This is a genomic window from Pseudomonas sp. NFPP28 (genome assembly GCF_900115535.1).
GTDB lineage: Bacteria > Pseudomonadota > Gammaproteobacteria > Pseudomonadales > Pseudomonadaceae > Aquipseudomonas > Aquipseudomonas extremorientalis.
The window spans coordinates 262,705-287,453 of sequence record NZ_FOWT01000008.1 but is presented as its reverse complement, the minus strand read 5'-3'; the positions used below and the strand labels follow the sequence as shown (position 1 = coordinate 287,453).

The window sequence follows — 24,749 nt, the reverse complement described above, 5'->3', positions numbered from 1 at the left end:
ATGGAACTGCGTTGCCCGTTGGGTGGGCAGCGCGTTTAAGTGCTCGGGTACAGATGCTGTTCTTGCGTTGTTAGTGAGGGCCTCATCGGGGGCAAGCCCGCTCCCACATTCGACCGCATTCCAAAGGTGGGAGGTGGCTTGCCCCCGATGGCGTCAGTCAGAGCACCACCGTCCGATTGGCGTTCAAAAACACCCGCCGCTCAATGTGATACCCCACCGCCCGGGCCAACGTCAGCCCTTCGATATCCCGCCCCTTGGCAATCAAGTCCTCGGGATAGTGGCTGTGGTCCACCACCTCCACGCCCTGGGCGATGATCGGGCCTTCGTCCAGGTCGTTGTTGATGTAATGCGCCGTGGCGCCTACCAGCTTCACGCCCTTGTTATACGCCTGGTGATACGGCTTGGCGCCCTTGAACCCCGGCAGCAACGAGTGGTGAATGTTGATGGCCTTGCCATCGAGCTTGCGGCACAGCTCCGGCGACAGCACTTGCATGTAGCGCGCAAGGATCACCAATTCGGCGCCAGTGTCTTCCACCACCTGCCACACCTGACGCTCCTGGGACGGTTTGTCGTTGGGGTCGAGGGGGAAATGGTAGTAGGGAATCTGGTGCCAGTCGGCCAAGGGTTTCAGATCGGGGTGGTTGGACACCACCGCGACCACGTCCATCGACAGTTGGCCGATGCGCTGGCGATACAGCAGGTCGTTGAGGCAGTGATCGGCCTTGGAGACCATGATCACCACTTTTGGCCGGTAGTTCGGCGCCGTCAGCTCGAAGATCATGCCGAAGGCTTCACCGCGGGTGGCCAGGCCATCGCGGAACGCCTGTTCGTCAAAACCATCGGGCTGGCGGAATTCCACGCGGATAAAGAACCGGCCCGAAAGCCGGTCATCGAACGAGTGGTGCTCGGTGACGTAGCAACCCTGTTCGAACAGGTAGCGGGTGACCGCGTCCACCGTGCCGAGCACGCTGGGGCAGTCGGCGGTCAAAATCCATGTATCGGGTGCGCGGCTCATGGCTCATTCCTCAGGCTTGGACGCTCAGGCCGAACTCGGCCGATGCATCCTGCAACCACAACCACCAGTAATCCGAGAAGCTGCGACGGATCACCAGCTCCCAGGTGTCTTCAGCCGTGTGGCGGATCACCAGTTGCGACTTGGCGAACACCGTGCCCACTGCCTTGCCCACCGGGAAGTTGTTGGGGTGCACGTCGTAGCTGGTGGACTTCATCAGCACATCGCGCACGTTCGGGCCGCTGAGTTCGAGGATCTGCTGACCGCCGCTGACATTGACGACCTGGATATGCAGGTCGCCCAGGGCGGCGCGCAGGTTTTGCTCGGCGGCGAATTCTTCACCGCTCGGCACGATCAGCAACCACTCATCCGGGCCGAGCCATTGCAGGCTGGTTTCGCCCTTGACGATCACTTGCAGCGCGCCGGGCAACTCGATGCCGATGGCTTTGTGCACGCCGGCGGCGAAAGCTGCGTCATGGCCGTCGCCACGAATCGTCAGATGGCCCAGGAGTTTCTTTTCACGCACGGTCACGCCGGCGTTCTTGCGGCCCTTGCCGACCAGGCTGGCGAGGTCGGCGTGATGCAGCGACGACTCGGCCTTGGCGCCGGAGGTGGGGCGTTGTTGGTAAACATTGGCTGCTGTCATAAAGCACCTGTTCTGAATTCTATTGTGAGGCTGCTGACCTCATCGGGGGCAAGCCCCCTCCCACAGGGGAATGCATTTCAACTTGAGGGAGGGGCTTGGCCTGTCAGATGTTCTGGCGATCGCCTTTGGGGTCGAAGAACACCGAAGAAACAATCTCCGCCTCGATCACGCTGCCATCGGCCTGCGGTGAGAACACCCGCTCGCCGATACGCTTCAAGCCGCCCTTGACCACACCCAGCGCAAACGAATAGCCGAGGGAGTTGTGGGCGTAGCTGGAGGTGACGTGGCCGACCATCTTCATCGGGATCGATTGCTTCGGATCAAACACCAGTTGCGCGCCTTCCGGCAGCCACACCTTCGGATCGACTGGCTTCAAGCCCACCAGTTGCTTGCGTTCTTCACGCACACAGTCTTCACGGTTCATGCCACGCCAGCCGATCCACGAGAACGGCTTGGTACGGCCCACGCACCACCCCATGTTCAGGTCATCCGGGGTCATCGAGCCGTCAGTGTCCTGGCCGACAATGATGAAGCCCTTCTCGGCCCGCAATACGTGCATGGTCTCGGTGCCGTACGGGGTCAGGTTGTACTTTTTGCCGGCGTCGACGATTTTTTCCAACACACCCATGGCGTAGTCGGCCTGCACGTTGACTTCGTACGACAGCTCACCGGTAAACGAAATGCGGAACACCCGCGCCGGTACGCCGCCGACCAGGCCTTCTTTCCAGGTCATGAACGGGAACCCGTCCTTGTCCAGGTCGATGTCGGTGACTTCCGCCAGCAGCTTGCGGCTGTTGGGGCCGGACAGGGTCATGGTCGCCCAGTGGTCGGTGACCGAGGTGAAATACACCTTGAGGTCTGGCCACTCGGTCTGTTGGTAGATTTCCAGCCATTGCAGCACACGGGCAGCGCCGCCGGTGGTGGTGGTCATCAGGAAGTGGTTGTCGGCGAGGCAGGCAGTCACGCCGTCGTCGAAGACCATGCCATCTTCCTTGCACATCAGGCCATAGCGCGCCTTGCCCACGTCGAGCTTGGTCCAGGCGTTGGTGTAGATGCGGTTGAGGAACTCCCGCGCGTCGGGGCCCTGGATGTCGATCTTGCCGAGGGTGGACGCATCCAGCAGGCCGACGCTGTCACGCACGGCCAGGCATTCGCGTTTGACGGCGGCGTGCAGGTCTTCACCGTTGCGCGGGAAGTACCAAGGGCGCTTCCACTGGCCGACGTCTTCAAACTCGGCACCGTTCTTCACGTGCCAGGCGTGCAACGCGGTGTAGCGCACCGGTTCGAAGATGTGCCCACAGTGACGGCCCGCTACGGCGCCGAAAGTCACCGGCGTGTAGTTGGGACGGAACATGGTGGTGCCCATTTGCGGGATGGTCACGTTCAGCGAGCGGGCGGCAATGGCCAGGCCGTTGACGTTGCCCAGTTTGCCCTGGTCGGTGCCGAAGCCCAGCGCGGTGTAGCGCTTGACGTGCTCGACCGACTCGAAACCTTCGCGAGTGGCGAGTTCGATGGCGGCGGCGGTCACGTCGTTCTGCAGGTCGACGAATTGCTTCGGCGCCCGTGCAGTCGGCTTGTCGTGCGGTACTTGGTAAACCGCCAAAGTCGGCTCTTCCAGGCGGCTCAGCGCTTTGGGCAAGGTGCCTTCCACCGGCGCGAAACCGGCTTCGCTGGCCGCGCGCACGCCGCCTTCAAAACCATCCGCCAGGGAGTCGCTAAGGCCGTAGACCCCGTTGATCCCACCGACACACACGCGTTTCTGCGGCGCTTCGCCGGGTACAAACCCGAGGATATCTTCACGCCAGGTCGGCTTGCCGCCCAGGTGCGAAGCCAGGTGAACTACCGGGCTGTAGCCGCCGGAGCTGGCTACCAGGTCGCACTCCAGCCATTCGCCTGGGCTGGTGACTTTATGCGCTTTCACATCGATCGCAGCCACGCGGGCGGCGGTCACGTGCTTGCTGCCACGGGCTTCGATCACGGCGCTGCCGGTGAGGATACGAATGCCTTTGGCGCGGGCTTCTTCCACCAGCGCACCGCGTGGGTTGTGGCGAACATCGGCCACGGCCACCACTTGCAGGCCGGCATCGAGCCAGTCCAGGGCAACGCGGTAGGCGTGGTCGTTGTTGGTCGACAGCACCAGCTTCTTGCCCGGTGCCACGCCGTAGCGACGCACGTAGGTGGAGACCGCACCGGCCAGCATGTTGCCCGGCACGTCGTTGTTGCCGTACACCAGCGGACGCTCGCACGCGCCGGTCGCCAGCACCACGCGCTTGGCACGCACACGGTGGATACGCTGACGCACCACGCCAATCGGCGCACGGTCACCGAGGTGATCGGTGAGGCGCTCGTGAATGGTCAGGAAGTTATGGTCGTGGTAGCCGTTGACGGTGGCGCGGGGCAACAGCACCACGTCCGGCAGGGCCTTGAGTTCAGCGATGACGCTGGCAACCCATTCCGCAGCCGGCTTGCCGTCGAGGCTTTCACGCGAATCCAGCAGCGAACCACCGAACTCTTCCTGCTCGTCGGCGAGGATCACGCGGGCACCGCTGCGGGCGGCGGCCAGTGCGGCAGCCAGGCCCGCAGGGCCGGCGCCGACGACCAGCACGTCACAGTGACGGTTGAAGTTGTCGTAGGTGTCCGGGTCATTCTCGGTCGGCGAGCGGCCGAGGCCGGCGGCCTTACGAATGTACTTCTCGTAGGTCATCCAGAACGATTGCGGGTACATGAAGGTTTTGTAGTAGAAACCCGGCGGCATCAGCTTGCCGCCGACCTTGCCGAGGATGCCCATCACGTCATTGTTGACGTTCGGCCAGCCGTTGGTGCTGGTGGCGACCAGGCCTTGGTACAGCGCCTGTTGCGTGGCGCGCACGTTGGGAATCTGGGTGGCTTCGGTGGCACCGATCTGCAGCACCGCGTTCGGCTCTTCGGCGCCGGCGGCAAAGATGCCGCGAGGGCGCGAGTACTTGAAGCTGCGGCCGATGATGTCGACGCCGTTGGCCAGCAGGGCTGCGGCCAATGTGTCGCCTTCAAAGCCTTTGTAGGTCTGGCCGTTGAAAGTAAACGTCAGGACTTTATTACGGTCGATCCGGCCACCGTTGGACAGGCGATTGGTCTGGCTCATACCTTCTCTCCAGAGGCCTTGGCGGTGAATTGTGGCTTCTCACCGATCTTGTAGGTTTCAAGAATTTCGTAGGTCAGGGTGTCGCGGGTCGCGTTGAAGTACTGGCGGCAACCGGCAGCGTGGATCCACAGTTCGTGGTGCAGGCCGCGCGGGTTGTCGCGGAAGAACATATAGTCGCCCCACTCTTCATCGGTGCAGGCATTCGGGTCCAGCGGGCGCGGGATATGCGCCTGGCCGGATGCGTGGAATTCCTCTTCGGAGCGCAGTTCGCCACAGTGAGGACAGAAGATATGCAACATAGGGAATTTCTCCTGTTAGTGGGCGACGGCCGCAGCGCCGTGTTCGTCGATCAACGCACCGTTGTGGAAACGGTCGATGGAAAAAGGTGCCGCCAATGGGTGCATTTCACCCTTGGCCAGGCTGGCGGCAAACACGTTGCCTGAGCCCGGCGTGGCCTTGAAGCCACCGGTGCCCCAACCGCAGTTGAAGAACATGTTCGGCACCGGAGTCTTGGAGATGATCGGGCACGCATCCGGCGTGGTGTCGACGATACCGCCCCACTGACGGTTCATGCGCACGCGGGACAGCACCGGGAACATCTCGACGATGGCCTGGATGGTGTGTTCGATCACCGGGTACGAGCCGCGCTGGCCGTAGCCGTTGTAGCCGTCGATACCGGCGCCGATCACCAGGTCGCCCTTGTCGGACTGGCTGATGTAGCCGTGTACGGCGTTGGACATGATCACGCTGTCGATAATCGGCTTGATCGGCTCCGACACCAGCGCTTGCAGCGGGTGGGATTCGATCGGCAGGCGGAACCCGGCGAGCGAAGCCATGTGCCCGGAATTACCGGCAGTGACTACACCGACGCGCTTGGCGCCGATGAAGCCCTTGTTGGTTTCCACGCCGATGCACACGCCGTTTTCCTTGCGAAAGCCGATCACTTCGGTCTGCTGGATCAGGTCCACACCCAATGCGTCGGCGGCACGGGCAAAGCCCCAGGCCACGGCATCGTGACGGGCCACGCCGCCGCGCCGTTGCACGGTGGCGCCGAGCACCGGGTAGCGGGTGTTTTTCGAGCAGTCGAGGTACGGGATCTCGTCGGCCACTTGCCTGGCATTGAGCAATTCGCCGTCCACCCCATTGAGGCGGTTGGCGCTCACACGGCGCTCGGAATCACGGATGTCCTGCAAGGTGTGGCACAGGTTGTACACGCCACGCTGGGAGAACATCACGTTGTAATTGAGGTCCTGGGACAGGCCTTCCCACAGCTTCATCGCGTGTTCGTACAGGTGCGCCGACTCGTCCCACAGGTAGTTGGAACGCACGATGGTGGTGTTGCGCGCGGTGTTACCGCCGCCCAACCAGCCTTTCTCGACCACGGCCACGTTGGTGATGCCGTGTTCTTTGGCCAGGTAGTAGGCGGTTGCCAGACCATGCCCGCCGCCGCCGACGATGACCACGTCGTAGACTTTCTTGGGGGTCGGCGTGCGCCACATCTTCTGCCAGTTTTCGTGGTGGCTGAGGGAGTGCTTGAAGAGGCCGAAGCCCGAGTAGCGTTGCATAGTCATTACTCCAAAACCGCGCTCAGCGATAAACCGGGAAATCAGCGCACAGGGCAGACACGTGCTTGGCCACGTTGGCCTCGACGTCGGCGTCGCCGAGGTTGTCGAGGATGTCGCAGATCCAGCCGGCCAGTTCGATGCACTGCGGCACTTTGAAACCACGCGTGGTCACCGCCGGGGTGCCGATGCGCAGGCCCGAGGTCACGAACGGCGACTGCGGGTCATTCGGCACGGCGTTCTTGTTGACGGTGATGTGAGCGCGACCGAGGGCGGCGTCCGCCTCTTTGCCGGTGAGGCCCTGACGGATCAGGCTGACCAGGAACAGGTGGTTATCGGTGCCGCCGGACACTACATCGTAGCCGCGTTTGATAAACACGCTGGCCATGGCCTGAGCGTTGTCGATCACTTGCTGCTGGTAAGCCTTGAAGCCTGGCTCCAGCGCCTCCTTGAAGCACACGGCCTTGCCGGCGATGACGTGCATCAGCGGGCCGCCCTGGGCGCCGGGGAATACGGCGGCGTTGAGTTTCTTTTCGATCTCTTCGTTGGACCTGGCCAGGATCAGGCCGCCACGAGGACCGCGCAGGGTCTTGTGGGTGGTGGTGGTGACCACGTCGGCGTAGGGCAGCGGGTTCGGGTACAGGCCGGCGGCAACCAGGCCGGCGACGTGGGCCATGTCGACGAACAGCAGCGCCCCCACTTTGTCCGCGATCTGACGGAAGCGTGGGAAATCCAGGGTCTTGGAGTAGGCGGAGAAACCGGCCACGACCATTTTCGGCTTGTGCTCCACCGCCAGGCGCTCGACTTCGTCGTAATCGATCAGGCCGGTGTCGGTGTTGATCCCGTATTGCACCGCGTTGTACAGCTTGCCCGAGGACGACACCTTGGCGCCGTGGGTCAGGTGACCGCCGTGGGCCAGGCTCATGCCCAGGATGGTGTCGCCGGCGTTCAGCAGGGCCAGGTACACGGCGCTGTTGGCGGACGAACCGGAGTGTGGCTGCACGTTGGCGTAATCGGCGCCGAACAGCTGCTTGGCGCGCTCGATGGCCAGGGCTTCAACTTTGTCCACATGCTCGCAGCCACCGTAGTAGCGCTTGCCTGGGTAGCCTTCGGCGTATTTGTTGGTGAGGCCGCTGCCTTGGGCTTGCATCACGCGTTTGCTGGTGTAGTTCTCTGACGCGATCAACTCGATATGATCTTCCTGGCGCTGCTCCTCGGCATTCATGGCCGCCAGCAGTGCGTCGTCATATCCCTGGATCTGGTCTTGTTTGCTGAACATCGCGTCTCTCCCAGCCTTTCGTATTGTTGAGGCCCGTGCAGGGCCCTTTGATGCGATGGTAGGGCTGGCGCAGACAGGTCAAATGCCTGCGCACGCCATGCAAAGGTGCGTTTACGACATGGGTTGCTGGTCGACCTCGTTTTCAACGTACACGAAGAGGCAGGCACCTGCCCGGCAGAAAGTTTTATATACAAACAAACCTACTGAAAGAGGCTTCTTACAAAAACCACTAATAGGCAAACATTAAAAGAAACTTTGAAAACACCCAATCAAATAACCACTTACAAAACGTCTTTTGCATTTCACCCTACATGAGAACTTAATTGCTCCCCGAGCAATACCTCGACTCGCGACAAGCCAACAACGCTATCTTGAAACTGACTTTTAAACCGCAGGAGAACAAACATGGCTTTAATTGATCAAGTCAAAGATATTTGCACCCGATTGGCCCCTGGTGGCTGGCATAACTTACTGCTTCATCACGGCCTCAACATCCTTGCACCGTCCTTGCAAGACGAACTTCGTAACATCTTAAAGGTGGATCGAACACTCGCCGGCTTTGAAGACTTCGCGTTAAGCGGAGTACGCGGCATTGAACCCGGCAACCCCGCACTCAGTTTGCTGTTTCACGCACTGGCCAACGCTAACGTAACAGTGGATGCGAAAGGTAATCCACTTCAGATTTACCCTACGGCTGCCGAGTTGGAAACGGTCATGAACTATGTTTACGGCAGCCAACCACCCAGCCTCCAGCAATTAAAAGAACGCGCCAATGGTGCGCCCATGGCTGTGGTCGTCTTTGCTAATGAGTACCGACCGGCACCTGATACAGTTCACAAAGAACAGGCCGATATGTGTTTTTCACGAACCGGCATATCACGCGTTGGCACCGCTGAACCTTTGTACGATGCGCAAAGTAGGGGGTTCCTACCTTTTGTTGCAGATGACAACCACGCCATTCGTGTCTTGCCTGCTCGATACGCCGCCTACATCGCCATCCAACGCAAGGGAGACGCCACAACTTTCGGCCCTATGCGCGTGCGCGAAGAGGACGAAACCCACGATTTTTGGGTACCCCTGCACAAACTGTTCAACGGCACCGAGTGCATTGCAGGTCTGAGCCTTGACGTCCAACTGACAGCGATGCACAAAAACGAGAAAATACGCCGCCTACACTTAATGTTGGGCGCCGGGTCGGGCTGGGAAGAACCAGACATCAGTCAACCACCTTTTGTCATAACCGAAGGGCTCGGCAACTGGCTTTGCGAACAGGAATTCGGCGCGGGGCTCATGGCAGCCTCGCCACGCAGATTTCTGGTTGAGGCGGCGCAATACAAAGGTAAACCGTTGACCTTCAACGTACCAAAATCGCCAAGGCTGTTAGCATCCACCCTGATCGGGCCCGAAAACGCTCCGGAATATGTGCACATTCGCCATAAAGTTGACGACGCCGGCAACCTTGTTAACTTCAACCAACAGCCAGGCATCCTCAGTGAGCTGGAAAAAGGCGACTTCCGAGCCCTGCATTACCTGGACTTTACCGCAGACGGCTGGATTCAAGCTCAGTGCCCAGCGCTGGACACCGCTTTTCCAACTCGCATACCCGCCTACTCTTTGCTGTGCGCTCCCGACTTCTACCCTCTGTGTAATCAGCGGCATCTGAGCGAGTGGCTGGAGACCCTGAGTCCGGACATTCAAAAAACCGTGTTTCAAACGCCCCCTGAATGCCTGTCCGACTCTCGCTATGCGGCCAATATCCAGTCTTTTCCCACCCTCTTTTCCAGCACTGATGTCAGCGTAACTGCGATTGTGGGTCACCATGGGTCAACTGTTGGGCAGTCGACTGCGGCAAAACCTGATACAGCGTCGGCAAAACGTGCCTCATGCCTTCCCGATGCCGCAGCGGGAGTATTTGCTCCTGGCTGGGATGTTGGTGCTGTCGAATACGAGAGTAGCTCGGGGGCCGTGCCGCACCTCGCAGCCTACAGGCTAGGCAGCCCTTTTCCAGAGGACGCAAAACTGTGTGCCGCGCTCAGTTCATTTTGGCCGGCAGTCGCTCCTGACGCCGCTCAATCCTTTGAACCCGACGCCGGAGCGGGCCCGACGATTAAACCGATGCTCGATCAGGAAATTGGCATAACTTCCGGTTTTTCTTGGGACGGCATCCCCGCACCACACAGTATTATTACCAACAACGTGACACAAATTGCTTATCACAGTTATCGCTATGGTGATTATACGGAAAGCGCTCTGGAAGGTAAGTTCTCACTCGCCCTGACCGGCAAGATTGATACATTGGAATACCAAAGACGTATTGATGCATTCCGACGCGTCAAACTTGCACTCGGCTCCCTGCATGAAAAATGGTTTATACGCTCGTTCAAAACTATAACTTCCGACGATTTAAGAGAGCTCGATTCCCCTCTAAATTCAAACGTCACCCTTGATACCACAGCATATCGATTCGAACTCTATCGCTATGAACCAAGCGCCTCTCCACATTTCAATAAAACCCTAATCAAAGTCATAGAAACTTCAAATTATCTCGTCTGGCCACATGTGATCTTTCACCAATCAGGCACGCGTCCATGGCAACCCGTTTAACCACAGCTAAAGTCCGACACGATGAATGACTACGATGTCGTCATAATAGGCGCCGGCCCGGCAGGATGCGCGGCGGCTATTGCTTGCGCTCAACATGGCCTGAGGGTGGCCATTGTTGAGCGCCTTTCATTTCCTCGCGAACGTCCTGGCGAAACACTGCATCCTGGCATTGAGCCTCTTCTTAAGCAGCTAGGCGTGATGAACCAAGTGCAGGCGGGCAAATTCATCAGGCCTTTTGGAAACTGGGTAACCTGGGATAAGGAACGAAACTTTACTCCCTTCGGAAATGATGCCGATGGCGCTTGGTCAGGGTTTCAAATACCCAGGTCCATATTGGATGGTTTTTTATTGGCGAAGGCAATCGCGCTGGGGGTCCATGCCCTGCAGCCTTGCCATGCAAAAAAGGTACTCCTGGAAAACGGTCGCGTCATGGGCGTACAAACCCTTACCGGGACTCTGTCTTGCCGCCAGCTTGTGGATGCCAGCGGCGCTCATGGCTGGCTCACACGTCAGCTCGGGCTGGGATCACGTTGCTACTCACCGCCACTTACGGCCCTGTATGGCTATACGAGCGGAACCATCGACGAAAGTGCACTGGGTATTTTCGCCGATCGGCTGGGGTGGTATTGGACCGCACAGGTAGGACGAAAGCTGTATCACTGGACACGTCTCTATTTTGAGCACGATCAGATCTGCAAGGCATCTGCTGTTCCATCCTCCTTCGAACACCTGACCCGCGTGGGGAAAATGCAGGGTGCCGATGTTACTTGGAGAATCTGCGATCAATCGGCAGGCAGTGGCTACTTCATCGTGGGAGACGCCAGCGCGGTGATAGATCCGGGCGCCTCTCATGGGGTTCTTAAAGCACTAATGTCAGGAATGATGGCCGCCCAGGCTGTCGTCGAAGGATGTGCCAACCCAACGAATCAAGAGGTTATTTCCCTGCAGTACCAACGATGGATACGGGACTGGTTCGAGAGCGATGTAAAAAGAATGCGTGAACTGTATCGTGCCCATCCGTTCCCTCCTCCGTGGCTTGAAAAGCCATAGCCAATACGGCCCTTGCGCGGTCAAGCAATCAGCTGTCGAACGGCAAGCAACACTATAAAATGCGCAGGGTAAAGGCTATACGCCCAGCGCCGCATGGCGGGTGGCGCGGCGTTTTTGGCATGTCGCAGCAGGACCAAGCCGAGCAGTGGCGCGATCATGCACACCGTCAGTCCCGACAGCGCCAAAAACGTACCGCTGTTGAGCAGGGCCTGCCATTGATTGGCTGCTACGCAGATCGCGCCCGGCAAGACGCTGAAATACCAGGGGCGACGGAAGACCAGCAACATCGCCAACGGCAGTAATACGCCGAAAAAGCCGAACATCAAGTGCGCGGAAAAAACGGTCGCAATCATGATGGCAATCAACGCCAATCCTCGATCAAAAAACGTCTTCTGCTGCCATCCTCTGGCAACCAGCAAACCCAGCGCCAGGGTTGGCAACACATTCAATGTATCGGCATCGTCGATAAACATCCGGTACGGCACTTCGCTGATCACACTGAACAGCAGTAGCCATCCCAGGTAACGCCACTGGCGCGTCACCGGCGTGCCTGCGACCCGATGCAGGTTGGCCGCAATTGCCAGGCAAAACCACGGAAACGCCAGGCGCCCCGGCACATACAGGCCATCCAGGCTTAAACCGACATAGCGCAGGTGGTCCAGCACCATACTCAACAGCGCCAGCCACTTGAGCAGATCCAGGGCGCCATCGCGGACACGTCCGACAGGCATCGTTCCAGTACCGTGCATAATTCCCCAGTGACTTTGCATTTACAGTGCGTGCGCACCCGCGACAATCTTCGTTACAGTGCGCACCAACATCGACCACAGGAATGGGCCATGACCGACAAGAGCCAACAATTCGCCAGTGACAACTATTCCGGCATCTGCCCGGAAGCCTGGGCCGCGATGGAACAAGCCAACCAGGGTCATCAACGCGCCTATGGCGATGATGAATGGACCCACCGCGCCGCCGACGGTTTCCGCAACTTGTTCGAAACCGACTGCGAAGTGTTCTTCGCCTTCAACGGTACCGCCGCCAACTCGCTCGCGCTGTCTTCGCTGTGCCAGAGCTACCATAGCGTGATTTGCTCGGAAACCGCCCACGTCGAAACCGACGAATGCGGCGCGCCGGAGTTTTTCTCCAACGGCTCCAAGCTGCTCACCGCCCGCACCGAAAACGGCAAGTTGACCCCGGAGTCGATCCGCGAGATCGCCCTCAAGCGCCAGGACATCCACTACCCCAAGCCACGCGTGGTCACCCTGACCCAAGCCACGGAAGTCGGCAGCGTGTACACCCCGGAAGAAATCCGCGCCATCAGCGCCACCTGCAAAGAGCTGGGCCTGAACCTGCACATGGACGGCGCACGCTTCTCCAACGCCTGCGCGTTCCTCGGCTGCTCGCCCGCCGACCTGACCTGGAAAGCCGGTGTGGACGTGCTGTGCTTTGGCGGCACCAAGAACGGCATGGCCGTGGGCGAAGCGATCCTGTTCTTCAACCACAAGCTGGCCGAAGACTTCGACTACCGCTGCAAACAGGCCGGGCAGCTGGCGTCGAAAATGCGCTTTCTTTCGGCCCCGTGGGTAGGTCTGTTGGAAAACGACGCCTGGCTCAAACACGCACGCCATGCCAACCACTGCGCGCAGCTGCTGAGCAGCCTGGTGGCGGATATTCCCGGTGTGGAGTTGATGTTCCCGGTGCAGGCCAACGGCGTGTTCCTGCAACTCTCGGAGCCGGCCATCGCAGCGCTGACGGCCAAGGGCTGGCGTTTCTATACCTTCATCGGCAAAGGCGGCGCGCGTTTTATGTGTGCGTGGGATACCGAGGAAGAGCGTGTAAGAGAATTGGCGGCGGATATTCGGAAAGTGATGGGGGCCTGAGACTACGGGCCTTCCAGCCCGTTTTCAGAGACTGTTTGTACGTATTTCTGACAGTATCTATCTAGCCCCTGCCCTGGATAAGATCTCGTCACCCCGAACCAATGGACGCGTTGTTTCGGGGCTGACTGCCTGCCGAATAGTCGGCTGGAAATGGATATCCCACAGAGGGCAACATCATGGAAATTCAATGCTACACGACTGCTTCTCAGCTTCAATCCGACACCAACGCCACCCTCGTCGGCCTGGACGACCTGAGGAAACTGGCGAACGTTGGTGACGCTATCATCGAGCCTTCAAGGCACTTTACCGTCACGGGTAAAGAGTTCGAAATGACAGCATCGGGTGCGTATCTCATCAACCTGTTTGTGCGTTAAGCACTGACTGTGGGAGGGGGTTCTACACCCCTCCCACATTTAGAGCGGCTTCGTTAGTCAGAACTCGATACGCACATCACCCTTCGGCACGCTGCAGCACGACAGGATGTAACCCTCGGCTTCATCTTCCTCGGTAATCCCGCCGTTGTGGTCCATCTCGACCTCGCCACCCAGCTTCATCACCTTGCACGTACCACAGATGCCCATGCCGCAGGCTTTCGGGATCAGCAATCCAAGCTTCGCAGCAGCGGCGTGGACAGTTTCGCCAGGGGCCACGCGAATACTTTTGCCCGACGCAATGAACTCCACCTGATGCAGATCCGCCAAGTCGATTTCCGGCGCGTCGGCGGCCTGTTCGGCTTGTTCTACCGCATCCGCACGGGCCTCCGGCGGCGTGGCGCCAAAGGACTCCTCGTGATACCGCGTCATGTCGAAACCCGCCACTTCCAGCAGGCGCTTCACCGCATTCATATACGGTGTAGGCCCGCAACAGAACACTTCGCGCTCGAGGAAGTCCGGCACCATCAGTTCGAGCATCTTGTGGTTCAGGTAACCGCGATAACCGGCCCATGGCTCGCCCAGCCCATGCTTCTCGCAAATCAGGTGCAGGCTGAAGTTGTCGATCCGCGACGCCATGTGCTCCAGCTCGCGGTGGTAGATGATGTCTTTCGGCGAGCGGGCGCTGTGGATAAACGTCATGTCGACGTTGGCGTTGGTGTCGTAGAACCAACGGGCCATGGACATCACCGGCGTGATGCCGACGCCGCCGCTGAGGTACAGCACCTTCGGGCTCGGATAGTCGATGGCATTGAACAGGCCTACCGGCCCGTGCACCGCCAGTTCCTGGCCCTCGTGCAACGTGTCGTGCAGCCAGTTGGAAACCTTGCCGCCCGGCACGCGCTTGATGGTCACCGAGAAGCTGTACGGCACCGACGGCGAGCTGGAAATGGTGTAGGAACGCATGATCGGCTGGCCTTCGATCTCCAGTTCCAGGGTGACGAATTGCCCTGGCTTGAAGAAGAACAGGATCGGCTGATCAGCCATGAAGCAGAAGGTGCGTACGTCCCAGGTTTCCTGGATGACTTTGACGCACCGGACAATGTGCCGACCATTGGCCCAGGTCTGGGTGGTTACCGGATTCAGGAAATTATTGGACATGTTGTTCTCCACCGCCGACGTCGGCCTTATGGTGGCGATTCTGCGTAACGCCGGAACCGCCCATTTACCTATCTGCGACATTCACATACTTATCGCGACCAGCCCCCAACGACCTAGGGTTGCGCGTCGGGAACAGATTGGGCCATGTCGCCCATGGATAAGGTTCTGACGTTGCGCGGCCCCACACTCGCTCCCAACAACGACGCTTTCTTTATGCCTTGCGTAGTACAACCGTAGCCACTATTCGCCGGCCACACAGAATGGCCATGAGGACACACACGATGGACGTCACCGCAACCTTAAGCTTGGGCGATCCGCTGGAACCCGCACGCAAGGCCACCGCGCAGATGCTGCAAGAGCGCGAGCGCACTTTCTCGCTGCCACAGCCGTTCTACTCTGATGAGCGGCTGTTTGATATCGACATGCAGGAGATCTTCCAGAAAGAGTGGTTGATCGCAGGCATGACCTGCGAGATCCCCACCAAGGGCAATTACCTGACCCTGCAAGTGGGCAAGAACCCGATCATCGTGATCCGTGGCGCCGAAGGCGTGGTGCACGCGTTCCACAACGTGTGCCGCCACCGTGGCTCGCGCTTGTGCACCAGCGACAAGGGCAAGGTCGCCAAACTCGTGTGCCACTACCACCAGTGGACCTACGAGCTGGACGGCCGCCTGCTGTTCGCCGGCACCGAGATGGGCGCCGACTTTGACATGAAGCAGTACGGCCTCAAGCCAGTGAACGTGAAGACCGCCGGCGGCTACATCTTCATCAGCCTGGCGGAGAACCCGCCGGCCATCGACGACTTCCTGTCGACGCTGAACCACTACATGGAACCCTACGACATGGAGAACACCAAGGTGGCGGTGCAAACCACCTTGATGGAAAAAGCCAACTGGAAGCTGGTGCTGGAAAACAACCGCGAGTGCTACCACTGCAACGCGTCGCACCCGGAACTGCTGAAAACCCTGCTGGAATGGGACGACGTCACCGATCCGCGCGCCGACCAGGCGTTCAAGGACCATGTAGCCGCCTCCGCCGCCGCCTGGGATGCCGAGAAGATCCCTTACGCCCACGCCAGCTTCGGCTTGCGTAACCGTATCGTGCGCATGCCGCTGCTCAAAGGCACCGTGTCGATGACCATGGACGGCAAGCAGGGCTGCGCCAAACTCATGGGCCGCATCAAGAACCCGGACCTGGGCTCGATGCGCATCCTGCACCTGCCCCACTCCTGGAACCACTGCATGGGCGACCACATCATCGTGTTCACTGTGTGGCCGATCAGCGCCCAGGAAACCATGGTCACCACCAAGTGGCTGGTGCACAAAGACGCCGTGGAAGGTGTTGACTACGATGTGGCACGCATGCGCGAAGTGTGGGACGCCACCAACGACCAGGATCGTCGCCTGGCCGAAGAGAACCAGCGCGGGATCAACTCCACCGCTTACCAGCCTGGCCCGTACTCCAAGACCTATGAGTTCGGCGTGGTGAACTTCGTGGACTGGTATAGCGAGCGCATGCTGCACAACCTTGGGGCCGCTCCGGCGCCCTACCTCAAGGGTGTTGCCGCTCACGAATGACACGTTGGTCCGGGGGGCTGAATTGTGCAAAAAACATTCAACCCCCTGCTTCCCCTTGTTTCCCCTGCCCTCCAGACTTTGCCCAACAACTTATCCACAGAGCCACCCACAGCAATTGTGGACAAGCGCCGCACCAGCCTGAAATTAAGTGAATAAAATCCGTGACTTATTCAAACCAGTGAGTCTGGCCCGGCTTTGTTCGTTTTTTGAACAACCTACTGAAAGCCATGATTTACGTGGCTTGTAGCAGTACACGAACACCTTATCCACAGATGCACCAACAGACTTTGGGGGCAACTCCGATCACGCTGTGGAAAACCACCTCAAAGCTTCACGAATCTAGGCTTTCAGGCGTCTCAGCTGAGAAACCGCTTACATCGATCAGATTTTGATCAACTCCATGCAGGCCTTTATTAATAAGGTCCTCAGCCGAGAGCGAACACGTTATCCACAGAAGCACCAACAGACTATGGGGGCAAGTCGGTTCAGCGAAATACACCGACGCAGCGAAAAACCCCATCAAAAACCTTCAGTTAGCTTGGTTATTTTTCGTACATGGGACTCTAGGGCTTGATTCATAAGGGGTGTGGACAACCGCGAACAGGTTATCCACAGACAGGTCAACAGGGATTGTGGGTAAACACAGTCCCTGTTCACGTTCAGCGAACCACACCTTCCTCAACCAATAGCTTGAGGATCGCCTGCGCACCCTCTTCCGGGCTCACACCCTTGAGCACTTGCCCACCGCCACCACTGGCCTTGGCCGTGGCGGCTTTCATCCGGTCAGCGCCGCTCTTGGCCTTGATCACCTTGAGACGCTTGGGCCGTGGCTTGGCCGGCTGCAACACCGCCGCATGGAACAGCTCATCCTCTTCAATCTGGACTTCATGGGGCGCCAACTCACCGCGTTGCGCCGGGCCGTAGGCGCTTTGCCGTGGCTTGGGCGCAGCGTTATCCACCGTCGCCAGGAACGGCAGGCGCACCTTCAAGCGCCGCCGCTGACCACGGGGCAAGGCTTGCAGCACATGGGCCACACCGCCGTCGATGGACTCCACCTGCGCCAGCCCCACGATCAGCGGCCAACCCAGTTGCTCGGCCAGCAGGAACGGCAGCATGCCCGAGCCTTCACCGGTTTCGGCCTGGCTGCCGGCGAGCACCACTTGGGCACCCGCATCGCGCAGGTACTCGCTGAGCACCGGCAACGCATCGCTACCCGCCGGTTGCTCCAGCACATGCAATTGCGGCAGGCCCATGCCCAGGTAGCTGCGCAGGGTCGGTTCGGCGATGTTGCCGGCGTGCAGCACCTGCAACTTATCCCCAGCCATTTGCAGGCCCAGCTCCACGGCTCGCGCATCCTGCTCGGCACGGCGCGGGCGCCCGGAAGTCGGGTGGGCGCCGATGGACACCAGGCTGATTACATTCGTCGTCATGGTCGTATCCTCATGCTGCATCGCGCTTGGCGCCATTGCGGTAGGCTTCGACCGCCGCGATCAAGGCTTGCAGTATTGCGGCGCTTTCGCCGATCACCGACAGGTCGGCCCGCTTGATCATGTCGCAGCCCGGGTCGAGGTTGATCGCCACCACTTTGTCGCAGGCGCCGATGCCTTGCAGGTGCTGGATCGCACCGGAAATACCCACGGCCACGTAGACCCGCGCCGTGACCCAGGTGCCGCTGGCACCGACCTGGCGATCACGCGCCATGAAGCCATCGTCCACCGCCACCCGCGAGGCGCCTTCGGTGGCGCCCAGGGCGGCGGCGGTCTGGTGGAACAGCGCCCAGTCCTTCACGCCGTTGCCGCCGGAGAAAATGAATTCCGCTTCGGCCATGGGAATCGCCGCCGGGTCCACCGCCACCGCGCCGAGGTCTTCGATGCGTGGCAGGCTGCGCGCCAGGGCTGTGGATAACTCCACTGGCAGCACTTCGTGACGGGTTTCGCTGACCGGATCGGCACATTCGGCAGCCGCCAGGACCAGGCGCGGCAGTGGCCGGGCCAAGTCTTCCTGGCCGGCACCGGCGCAGCCGATGCACTCGTCGCCCTTGATCTGCCACACCCGCGTGGCCGGGCGCTCCTTGAGGCTGGCGGCAAAGCGTCGACCCAACTCACCACCGCCGCTGCGGCTGTCCGGCAGCAGCCAGTGTCGCGGGTTGAACTGGTTATCCACAGCCCGCAGGCCCTGGACGCGTTGCTCCGGTGAATAACCGTCGAATGCGTGGCCCTCCAGCACCAGCAAACGGTCGACACCCGCCGTGGCAAACGCACTTTCCTTGTGCTCACCAAACACCACCGCCAGCACCGCGCCGTCGCTGCCGGCCAGTTGTCGCGCCAGGCCAAGCAGGTCGCGATCGTGGCTGCTCAAGCGGCCGCCAACCATGTCCGGTACCACGTTGATGTAGAACGCGGGGGCGGCAATCTGATGCAGCGGCAATTGCACTTCTACCGCCGCCGTACGCTTGGCCGAGCCGCCCTGCTGCGCGCCGCTGCGGTCGATACGCTTGATGCCATTGGGGCCGATAAAACCGACGCCGTGCACGTTCTTGCGGATGACGCCATTGGGCCCCATCCAACTGTGCTGCACAGGTTGCATCGCCGCATGCAGCGGGTGCAGGCGGTTGCGGGCGATCCACTCGGCGCGTGGGTCGCGGCGGATAATGTCGCTCATCAGTGCACCTCCGCAGGTTCACGCTTCAATGGGGCTTTGGCAGGCGCGGCGTCTTCAAGCAGCGCGTCGGCCACCAGCTCGGCAATGTCCTTGATCAAGGGTCTTGGTTCTACAACGCCCTCAAGCATCGCCGTGCACTGTGGACAACCCACCGCCACCAGCTCGGCACCGGTTTCGCGGATGTCTTCCATGCGCATGTCCGGGATACGTTGCTTACCGGGGATGTCAGTGATTGGCGCACCGCCGCCGCCACCGCAGCAGCGTGAACGGAACCCCGAGCGTTGCATTTCCTTGACCTCAATCCCCAATGCACGCAGCACTTGGCGTGGCGCCTCGTACTCGCCGTTGTAGCGGCCGAGGTAACAAGGGTCGTGATAGGTCACGCTGTTGCCTTTGTGCTGGCCCAGGTTCAGCGCTCCCTCACCGATCAACTCGGCCATGAAGGTGCTGTGGTGCTGTACCCGGTAATTGCCGTTGAAAGCGCCGTATTCATTTTTCAGCACATGGAAACTGTGGGGGTCGCAGGTGACGATCCGCTTGAAGCTGTACTTGGCCAGGGTCTGGATATTGCGCGAAGCCAGCAGCTGGAAGGTCGCTTCATCACCCAGGCGCCGGGCGACATCACCGCTGTCGCGTTCTTCCAGGCCGAGCACGGCGAAGTCGACCTTGGCCGCTTTCAGCACTTTGACGAAGGCACGCAAAGTCCGTTGGTTACGCATGTCGAAGGCACCGTCGCCGACCCAGAACAGCACCTCGGCACTGCCTTTTTCGCTGAGCAGCGGCAGGTTCAGGTCCGCCGCCCAGTTCAGGCGACCGCCCGGTGCGAAACCACCGGGGTTGTCGGTGGCGATCAGGTTTTCCAGGACTTCGGCACCCTTGTTCGGCGTGGCGCCTTTTTCCAACGTGAGGTGGCGACGCATGTCGACGATGGCGTCCACGTGCTCGATCATCATCGGGCACTCTTCCACGCAGGCGCGGCAGGTGGTGCACGACCACAGGGTCTCGGCGTCGACCAGGCCGTTGACGATCGGCTGGTGCGGGTTGCCGCTGTGCTCGCCCACCGCTTTGCCCGGATACGGGCTGCCGGCGAACTTGGCATCGGTGCCGCCGGCCAGGCCGACGACCATGTCCTGGATCAGCTTTTTCGGGTTCAGCGGCTGGCCGGCGGCGAACGCCGGGCACGCGGCTTCACACTTGCCGCACTGCACGCAGGCGTCGAAACCGAGCAGTTGGTTCCAGGTGAAATCCTTGGGTTTCTCCACACCCAGGGGCGCAGTCTTGTCACTGAGGTCCAGCGGTTTCAAACCAGTGGAACGGCCACCGCCAAAACGCTCGGCGCGGCGGTGCCAGGCCAGGTGCAGGGCACCGGCGAAGGCGTGTTTCATCGGGCCGCCCCAGGTCATGCCGAAGAACATCTCGGACACGCCCCACAACACACCGACGCTGAGCAATGCGGCGAGCAGCCAGCCGCCGAAGTCCGCCGGCAGAATCCCAGCCACCGGCAGCGTCACCAGAAAGAAGCTCACCGAGAACGCCATCAGGCTTTTCGGCAGGCGCATCCACGGGCCTTTCGACAGGCGCGACGGCGGGTTGCGCCGACGCAGATAGACGAAGGTGGCGCCAACAAACATCAGCACCGAGGCCAACAGTAAGGCGTAACCGAGGATACGGCTTTGCAGGCCGAAACCGTGGACCAGGATCGCCAGCAAGGCCGACAGCACAAAGCCCAGCGCGGTGGCGACGTGGGTATTGGCGATGTATTTATCGCGGGCGACCACGTGGTGCAGGTCGACCATGTAGCGCTTGGGCATGGCCAGCAGGCCGCCCAGCAGGTCGACTTTGGACGCGCGGCCACGGCGCCACATGTTCACCCGGCGCAGGGCGCCGAGGACGGCGAGGCCCAGGGCGGTAAACAAGAGAATAGGCAGCAAGGTGTTCAACATGGTGAAGCTCCCACAGACCGCACAGGTCTACTGTGAAACTGGCGCTGAATGTGGGAGGGGGCTTGCCCCCGATAGCAGTGGATCAGCTACAGCTGTATCAACTGACACTCCGCCATCGGGGGCAAGCCCCCTCCCACATTTGGACCGAGTACACATTGGTTCAAGGCTGGCTCAGAAATCCTTGCACAGGCGCAGAGCGTCATAGATCGCAGCGTGGGTATTACGCTGCGCCACACAGTCACCGATGCGGAACAGCAAGTACCCATCACCCGTCTCGCTCAGGCACGGCTGCGGCTTGATCGCGAACAAGGCTTCGACGTCGATCTGGCCCTTGTTGCGCGAGCCTTCCTTGAGCGCGTAGTAGATGGCTTCGTCCGGCCGTACGCCGTTTTCCACCACCACCTGGTCGACCACCCGCTCCTCTTTGGCGCCGGTGTATTCGTTCTCCAGCACCGCCACCAGCTTGTCGCCCTCGCGGTAGACCTTTTCCAGCATCATGTCGCCGGTCATGATCACTTCCTTGGGGTACATGCTGCGGTAGTAGGTCGGGAACGACGTACCGCCGATGGCCACGCCCGGCTTGATGTCGTCGGTGACGATCTCGACCTGGCTGCCTTTGTCCGCGAGGAAATCCGCCACCGACATGCCGGTGAATTCGCAGATGGTGTCGTACACCAGCACGTTCTTGCCCGGTGCTACCTTGCCGTCGAGCACATCCCAACTGCTCACCACCAAACCTTCGGCGGCGCCCCAGTGTTCGTTCTGCTCCACATTCGGATGCCCGCCCACCGCCAGCACCACCACGTCCGGACGCAGGTCCAGGATGGTGTCGGCATCCGCCGCCACGCCAAGACGCAGGTCGACTTTCAAGCGTGCCAGCTCCAGTTGGAACCAGCGGGTGATACCCGCAATCTGGTCACGCTGCGGCGCTTTCGAAGCGGTGGTGATCTGCCCACCGATAAATTCTTTCTTCTCCAGCAGCGTCACATCATGGCCACGTTCGGCGGCCACGCGTGCAGCTTCCATCCCGGCCGGGCCGGCACCCACCACCACCACTTTGCGTTTCGGCCCGGTGGACTTCTCGATGATATGCGGCACGCCCATGTATTCACGGGACGTCGCGGCGTTCTGGATGCACAACACATCCAGGCCCTGGTACTGGCGGTCGATGCAATAGTTGGCGCCGACGCATTGCTTGATCTGGTCGATCTGGCCCATCTTGATCTTGGCGATCAGGTGCGGGTCGGCAATGTGCGCGCGGGTCATGCCGACCATGTCCACATAACCGCCTTCCAGGATGCGCGTGGCCTGGTTCGGATCCTTGATGTTCTGCGCGTGCAGCACCGGGACCTTGACCACCTCCTTGATACCGGCGGCCAGGTGCAAAAACGGCTCCGGTGGATAACTCATATTGGGGATAACGTTGGCCAGGGTGTTGTGGGTATCGCAACCCGAACCCACCACGCCGATGAAATCGAGCATGCCGGTGTCGTCGTAATACTTGGCGATCTGCTTCATGTCCTCGTGGGACAAACCATCCGGGTGGAACTCGTCACCGCACAGGCGCATGCCCACGCAGAAGTCGTCACCCACCTCGGCACGCACGGCCTTCAGCACTTCCAGGCCGAACTTCATGCGCCCTTCAAACGTGCCGCCCCACTCGTCGGTCCGCTTGTTGACCCGCGGGCTCCAGAACTGGTCGATCATGTGCTGGTGCACGGCGGACAATTCCACCCCGTCCAGGCCACCGGCCTTGGCGCGGCGTGCGGCCTGGGCGTAGTTGCCGATCACACGCCAGATTTCTTCCGGTTCGATAGTCTTGCAGGTGGCGCGGTGCACCGGCTCACGCACGCCAGACGGCGACATCAGCGTCGGCCAGTTGAAGCCGTCCCAACGCGAGCGGCGGCCCATGTGGGTAATCTGGATCATGATCTTGGCGCCATGCTTGTGCATGGCGTCGGCCAGGTTCTGGAAGTGCGGGATGATGCGGTCGGTGGACAGGTTCACCGAGCTCCACCATTCCTGCGGGCTGTCGATGGCCACCACCGAGGAACCGCCGCAGATTGCCAGGCCGATACCGCCCTTGGCTTTCTCTTCGTAATACTTCACATAGCGGTCAGTGGTCATCCCGCCATCGGTGGCATACACCTCGGCGTGGGCGGTACTGAGCACGCGGTTGCGGATGGTCAGCTTGCCGATCTGGATCGGCTGGAACATTGCTTCGAAAGCCATGGCACGGTCCTCGGCTTACAACGGCTTGACGGTGAACAGGCCGTCATCGTGGCCCTCTTCGGAGCCTCCGTAGACTTGTTCGGCCACAGTGCGAATCTTGCTGCCTCGGGCCTCAAGAATCTGGTCCATGGCACCGGCAAACCAGCCTGTGAACATGTAGTCGACCTTGCGCCCGACCTTGCCGTATACGTAGACAAACGCCGAGTGTTCGAGCTTGACGCTGGCGGTGCCTTTGTCGAGGTCGATGTCCTGGATCTTGAACAGGCCCCAGCCGCGTTGCGACAGACGCTTCATGTAGTGCTCGAACACCGCGATGCCTTCCAGGCCGTGGCATTCGGCTTCTTTCTCGCACCAGTGCCAGGCGGATTTGTAGCCGGCCTTGTAGAGGATCTCGGCATAGGCCTCGGCGCCCAGCACTTCTTCGATGCCCATGTGGTTGTTGACGAAGAAATGGCGTGGCACATACAGCATCGGCAGGGCGTCGGAGGTCCAGACACCGGTTTCGCTGTCGACTTCGATAGGCAATTGCGGGGCGATCTTGGCCATGGAAACTTAACTCCAGAAAATTCTTGTGTAGTGCCCCGGCGCGGATGGCCGGGGAGAAGATGCGTTAGCGGTGGCTTATTCGCCCCAGACGTCCTTGAGGACGTTGACCCAGTTCTCGCCCATGATCTTGCGCACCACGCGCTCAGGGTGGCCGCGCTTGAGCAGGGTCTCGGTGAGGTTGGGGAACTCGCCCACGGTGCGGATGCCCAGCGGGTTGATGATCTTGCCGAAGCTGGTCAGGCGGCGGGCGTAGCCCTTGTCATGGGTCAGCATTTCGAAGAAATCCTGGCCATGGCCCTGGGTGAAGTCGGTGCCAATGCCGATGGCGTCTTCACCGACGATGTTCATGGTGTATTCGATGGCTTCGGCGTAGTCGTCGATGGTCGAATCGATGCCCTTGGCCAGGAACGGCGCGAACATGGTCACACCGACAAACCCCCCGTGATCGGCGATGAACTTCAGCTCTTCATCGGACTTGTTGCGCGGGTGTTCTTTAAGGCCCGACGGCAGGCAGTGGGAATAGCACACCGGCTTTTTCGATTCGAGGATGACTTCTTCGGACGTCTTGGAGCCCACGTGGGACAGGTCGCACATGATGCCGACACGGTTCATCTCGGCGACAATCTCGCGACCGAAGCCCGACAGGCCGCCGTCGCGCTCGTAGCAACCGGTGCCGACCAGGTTCTGGGTGTTGTAGCACATCTGCACCACACCGACGCCGAGCTGCTTGAAGATCTCGACGTAGCCGAGTTGGTCTTCGAAGGCATGGGCGTTCTGGAAGCCGAAGATGATGCCGGTCTTGCCCTGTTCCTTGGCTTTGCGGATGTCCGCAGTGGTTTTCACCGGGATCACCAGGTCGCTGTTCTCACGGATCAAAGTCTGGCTGGCCACGATATTGTTGATGGTGGCCTGGAACCCTTCCCACACCGACACCGTGCAGTTGGCGGCGGTGAGCCCCCCTTTGCGCATGTCCTCGAACAGGTCGCGGTTCCACTTGGCAATAATCAGCCCGTCGATAACGATGCTGTCGGCGTGCAATTCGGCTGGGCTCATCAGGCGTCCCCTTATTGGCGATTCATGCGCCGAATCGTCTGCCGGCGCTTT

The 24,749-nt window shown here is 60.4% G+C and carries 19 protein-coding genes; 5 read left to right on the top strand and 14 right to left on the bottom strand.

All coding sequences use genetic code 11. The features are described 5' to 3' along the window. Positions 1–157: 157 nt before the first annotated feature. The 6 genes from purU to glyA form a co-directional block, all read right to left on the bottom strand. Positions 158–1,015 (bottom strand): formyltetrahydrofolate deformylase, encoded by an 858-nt coding sequence (purU, locus tag BM110_RS21720; RefSeq protein ID WP_005792124.1) that lies wholly within the window; start codon positions 1,013–1,015, stop codon positions 158–160. Between the two features lie 10 nt (positions 1,016–1,025). Beyond that, entirely contained in the window at positions 1,026–1,658 is a 633-nt protein-coding gene (locus BM110_RS21715) for a sarcosine oxidase subunit gamma (protein ID WP_092242174.1), read from the bottom strand. Positions 1,659–1,761: 103 nt separating this feature from the next. Next, the gene (locus BM110_RS21710) at positions 1,762–4,779 is read right to left on the bottom strand and encodes a sarcosine oxidase subunit alpha (RefSeq protein ID WP_093514149.1); all 3,018 of its coding nucleotides are present in this window, start codon (positions 4,777–4,779) and stop codon (positions 1,762–1,764) included. Then, positions 4,776–5,078: a sarcosine oxidase subunit delta gene (locus tag BM110_RS21705; RefSeq protein ID WP_010207083.1), complete on the bottom strand. Its 303-nt coding sequence runs from the start codon at positions 5,076–5,078 to the stop codon at positions 4,776–4,778. Before BM110_RS21705 ends, BM110_RS21710 begins: the two co-directional genes overlap by 4 nt. Positions 5,079–5,093: 15 nt before the next feature. Further along, positions 5,094–6,344: a sarcosine oxidase subunit beta gene (locus tag BM110_RS21700; RefSeq protein ID WP_044271809.1), complete on the bottom strand. Its 1,251-nt coding sequence runs from the start codon at positions 6,342–6,344 to the stop codon at positions 5,094–5,096. 22 nt (positions 6,345–6,366) lie between these two features. Further along, complete coding sequence (glyA, locus tag BM110_RS21695) at positions 6,367–7,620, bottom strand: serine hydroxymethyltransferase (RefSeq protein ID WP_071490289.1); 1,254 nt, start codon at positions 7,618–7,620, stop codon at positions 6,367–6,369. A gap of 405 nt (positions 7,621–8,025) precedes the next feature. Here glyA and BM110_RS21690 point away from each other — a divergent pair, with 405 nt between their 5' ends. Then, a complete protein-coding gene (locus BM110_RS21690; protein WP_092242169.1) occupies positions 8,026–10,224 on the top strand; it encodes a hypothetical protein in 2,199 nt (732 codons plus the stop codon). 21 nt (positions 10,225–10,245) lie between these two features. Next, positions 10,246–11,274 (top strand): NAD(P)/FAD-dependent oxidoreductase, encoded by a 1,029-nt coding sequence (locus tag BM110_RS21685; RefSeq protein WP_093514148.1) that lies wholly within the window; start codon positions 10,246–10,248, stop codon positions 11,272–11,274. Positions 11,275–11,294: 20 nt separating this feature from the next. On the opposite strand, the gene BM110_RS21680 is transcribed toward BM110_RS21685, so the two are convergent. Then, positions 11,295–12,023 carry a TraX family protein gene (locus BM110_RS21680; protein ID WP_093514147.1) on the bottom strand — a complete coding sequence of 243 codons (729 nt, stop codon included), beginning with the start codon at positions 12,021–12,023 and terminating at the stop codon, positions 11,295–11,297. 90 nt (positions 12,024–12,113) lie between these two features. Between BM110_RS21680 and BM110_RS21675 the strand changes: the two genes are divergently transcribed. Both BM110_RS21675 and BM110_RS21670 read left to right on the top strand, forming a co-directional pair. Then, entirely contained in the window at positions 12,114–13,154 is a 1,041-nt protein-coding gene (locus tag BM110_RS21675) for a threonine aldolase family protein (protein WP_092242160.1), read from the top strand. 176 nt (positions 13,155–13,330) lie between these two features. Next, positions 13,331–13,528 carry a hypothetical protein gene (locus BM110_RS21670; protein ID WP_092242156.1) on the top strand — a complete coding sequence of 66 codons (198 nt, stop codon included), beginning with the start codon at positions 13,331–13,333 and terminating at the stop codon, positions 13,526–13,528. Between the two features lie 57 nt (positions 13,529–13,585). On the opposite strand, the gene gbcB is transcribed toward BM110_RS21670, so the two are convergent. Beyond that, on the bottom strand, positions 13,586–14,686 hold the full coding sequence (gbcB, locus tag BM110_RS21665) for a glycine-betaine demethylase subunit GbcB (RefSeq protein ID WP_092242153.1): 1,101 nt from the start codon (positions 14,684–14,686) through the stop codon (positions 13,586–13,588). 281 nt (positions 14,687–14,967) lie between these two features. Between gbcB and gbcA the strand changes: the two genes are divergently transcribed. Next, positions 14,968–16,263, top strand: a complete 1,296-nt coding sequence (gene gbcA / locus BM110_RS21655) for a glycine-betaine demethylase subunit GbcA (RefSeq protein WP_071490295.1) — start codon at positions 14,968–14,970, stop codon at positions 16,261–16,263. A 659-nt stretch (positions 16,264–16,922) separates the two neighbouring features. Here the strand turns inward: gbcA and BM110_RS21650 are convergent. From BM110_RS21650 to BM110_RS21625, 6 genes are all read right to left on the bottom strand, one after another. Then, complete coding sequence (locus BM110_RS21650) at positions 16,923–17,693, bottom strand: electron transfer flavoprotein subunit beta (RefSeq protein WP_092242150.1); 771 nt, start codon at positions 17,691–17,693, stop codon at positions 16,923–16,925. A gap of 10 nt (positions 17,694–17,703) precedes the next feature. Next, positions 17,704–18,924, bottom strand: coding sequence for an electron transfer flavoprotein subunit alpha (locus tag BM110_RS21645; RefSeq protein WP_093514146.1), 1,221 nt, complete (start codon positions 18,922–18,924; stop codon positions 17,704–17,706). Then, the gene (dgcB, locus tag BM110_RS21640) at positions 18,924–20,867 is read right to left on the bottom strand and encodes a dimethylglycine demethylation protein DgcB (protein ID WP_071490298.1); all 1,944 of its coding nucleotides are present in this window, start codon (positions 20,865–20,867) and stop codon (positions 18,924–18,926) included. The genes BM110_RS21645 and dgcB overlap by 1 nt, the downstream gene beginning before the upstream one ends. Positions 20,868–21,038: 171 nt before the next feature. Then, the gene (gene dgcA, locus BM110_RS21635) at positions 21,039–23,099 is read right to left on the bottom strand and encodes a dimethylglycine demethylation protein DgcA (protein WP_071490299.1); all 2,061 of its coding nucleotides are present in this window, start codon (positions 23,097–23,099) and stop codon (positions 21,039–21,041) included. A 15-nt stretch (positions 23,100–23,114) separates the two neighbouring features. Next, positions 23,115–23,645, bottom strand: a complete 531-nt coding sequence (locus BM110_RS21630; RefSeq protein ID WP_093514145.1) for a DUF5943 domain-containing protein — start codon at positions 23,643–23,645, stop codon at positions 23,115–23,117. Between the two features lie 75 nt (positions 23,646–23,720). Further along, positions 23,721–24,698 (bottom strand): dipeptidase, encoded by a 978-nt coding sequence (locus BM110_RS21625; RefSeq protein ID WP_010207105.1) that lies wholly within the window; start codon positions 24,696–24,698, stop codon positions 23,721–23,723. Positions 24,699–24,749 lie beyond the last annotated feature (51 nt).

Coding starts and splice junctions, on each gene's coding strand:
- purU (WP_005792124.1), bottom strand. CDS start 1,015: ATGAGCCGCGCACCCGATACATGGATTTTGACCGCCGACTGCCCCAGC.
- BM110_RS21715 (WP_092242174.1), bottom strand. CDS start 1,658: ATGACAGCAGCCAATGTTTACCAACAACGCCCCACCTCCGGCGCCAAG.
- BM110_RS21710 (WP_093514149.1), bottom strand. CDS start 4,779: ATGAGCCAGACCAATCGCCTGTCCAACGGTGGCCGGATCGACCGTAAT.
- BM110_RS21705 (WP_010207083.1), bottom strand. CDS start 5,078: ATGTTGCATATCTTCTGTCCTCACTGTGGCGAACTGCGCTCCGAAGAG.
- BM110_RS21700 (WP_044271809.1), bottom strand. CDS start 6,344: ATGCAACGCTACTCGGGCTTCGGCCTCTTCAAGCACTCCCTCAGCCAC.
- glyA (WP_071490289.1), bottom strand. CDS start 7,620: ATGTTCAGCAAACAAGACCAGATCCAGGGATATGACGACGCACTGCTG.
- BM110_RS21690 (WP_092242169.1), top strand. CDS start 8,026: ATGGCTTTAATTGATCAAGTCAAAGATATTTGCACCCGATTGGCCCCT.
- BM110_RS21685 (WP_093514148.1), top strand. CDS start 10,246: ATGAATGACTACGATGTCGTCATAATAGGCGCCGGCCCGGCAGGATGC.
- BM110_RS21680 (WP_093514147.1), bottom strand. CDS start 12,023: ATGCACGGTACTGGAACGATGCCTGTCGGACGTGTCCGCGATGGCGCC.
- BM110_RS21675 (WP_092242160.1), top strand. CDS start 12,114: ATGACCGACAAGAGCCAACAATTCGCCAGTGACAACTATTCCGGCATC.
- BM110_RS21670 (WP_092242156.1), top strand. CDS start 13,331: ATGGAAATTCAATGCTACACGACTGCTTCTCAGCTTCAATCCGACACC.
- gbcB (WP_092242153.1), bottom strand. CDS start 14,686: ATGTCCAATAATTTCCTGAATCCGGTAACCACCCAGACCTGGGCCAAT.
- gbcA (WP_071490295.1), top strand. CDS start 14,968: ATGGACGTCACCGCAACCTTAAGCTTGGGCGATCCGCTGGAACCCGCA.
- BM110_RS21650 (WP_092242150.1), bottom strand. CDS start 17,693: ATGACGACGAATGTAATCAGCCTGGTGTCCATCGGCGCCCACCCGACT.
- BM110_RS21645 (WP_093514146.1), bottom strand. CDS start 18,924: ATGAGCGACATTATCCGCCGCGACCCACGCGCCGAGTGGATCGCCCGC.
- dgcB (WP_071490298.1), bottom strand. CDS start 20,867: ATGTTGAACACCTTGCTGCCTATTCTCTTGTTTACCGCCCTGGGCCTC.
- dgcA (WP_071490299.1), bottom strand. CDS start 23,099: ATGGCTTTCGAAGCAATGTTCCAGCCGATCCAGATCGGCAAGCTGACC.
- BM110_RS21630 (WP_093514145.1), bottom strand. CDS start 23,645: ATGGCCAAGATCGCCCCGCAATTGCCTATCGAAGTCGACAGCGAAACC.
- BM110_RS21625 (WP_010207105.1), bottom strand. CDS start 24,698: ATGAGCCCAGCCGAATTGCACGCCGACAGCATCGTTATCGACGGGCTG.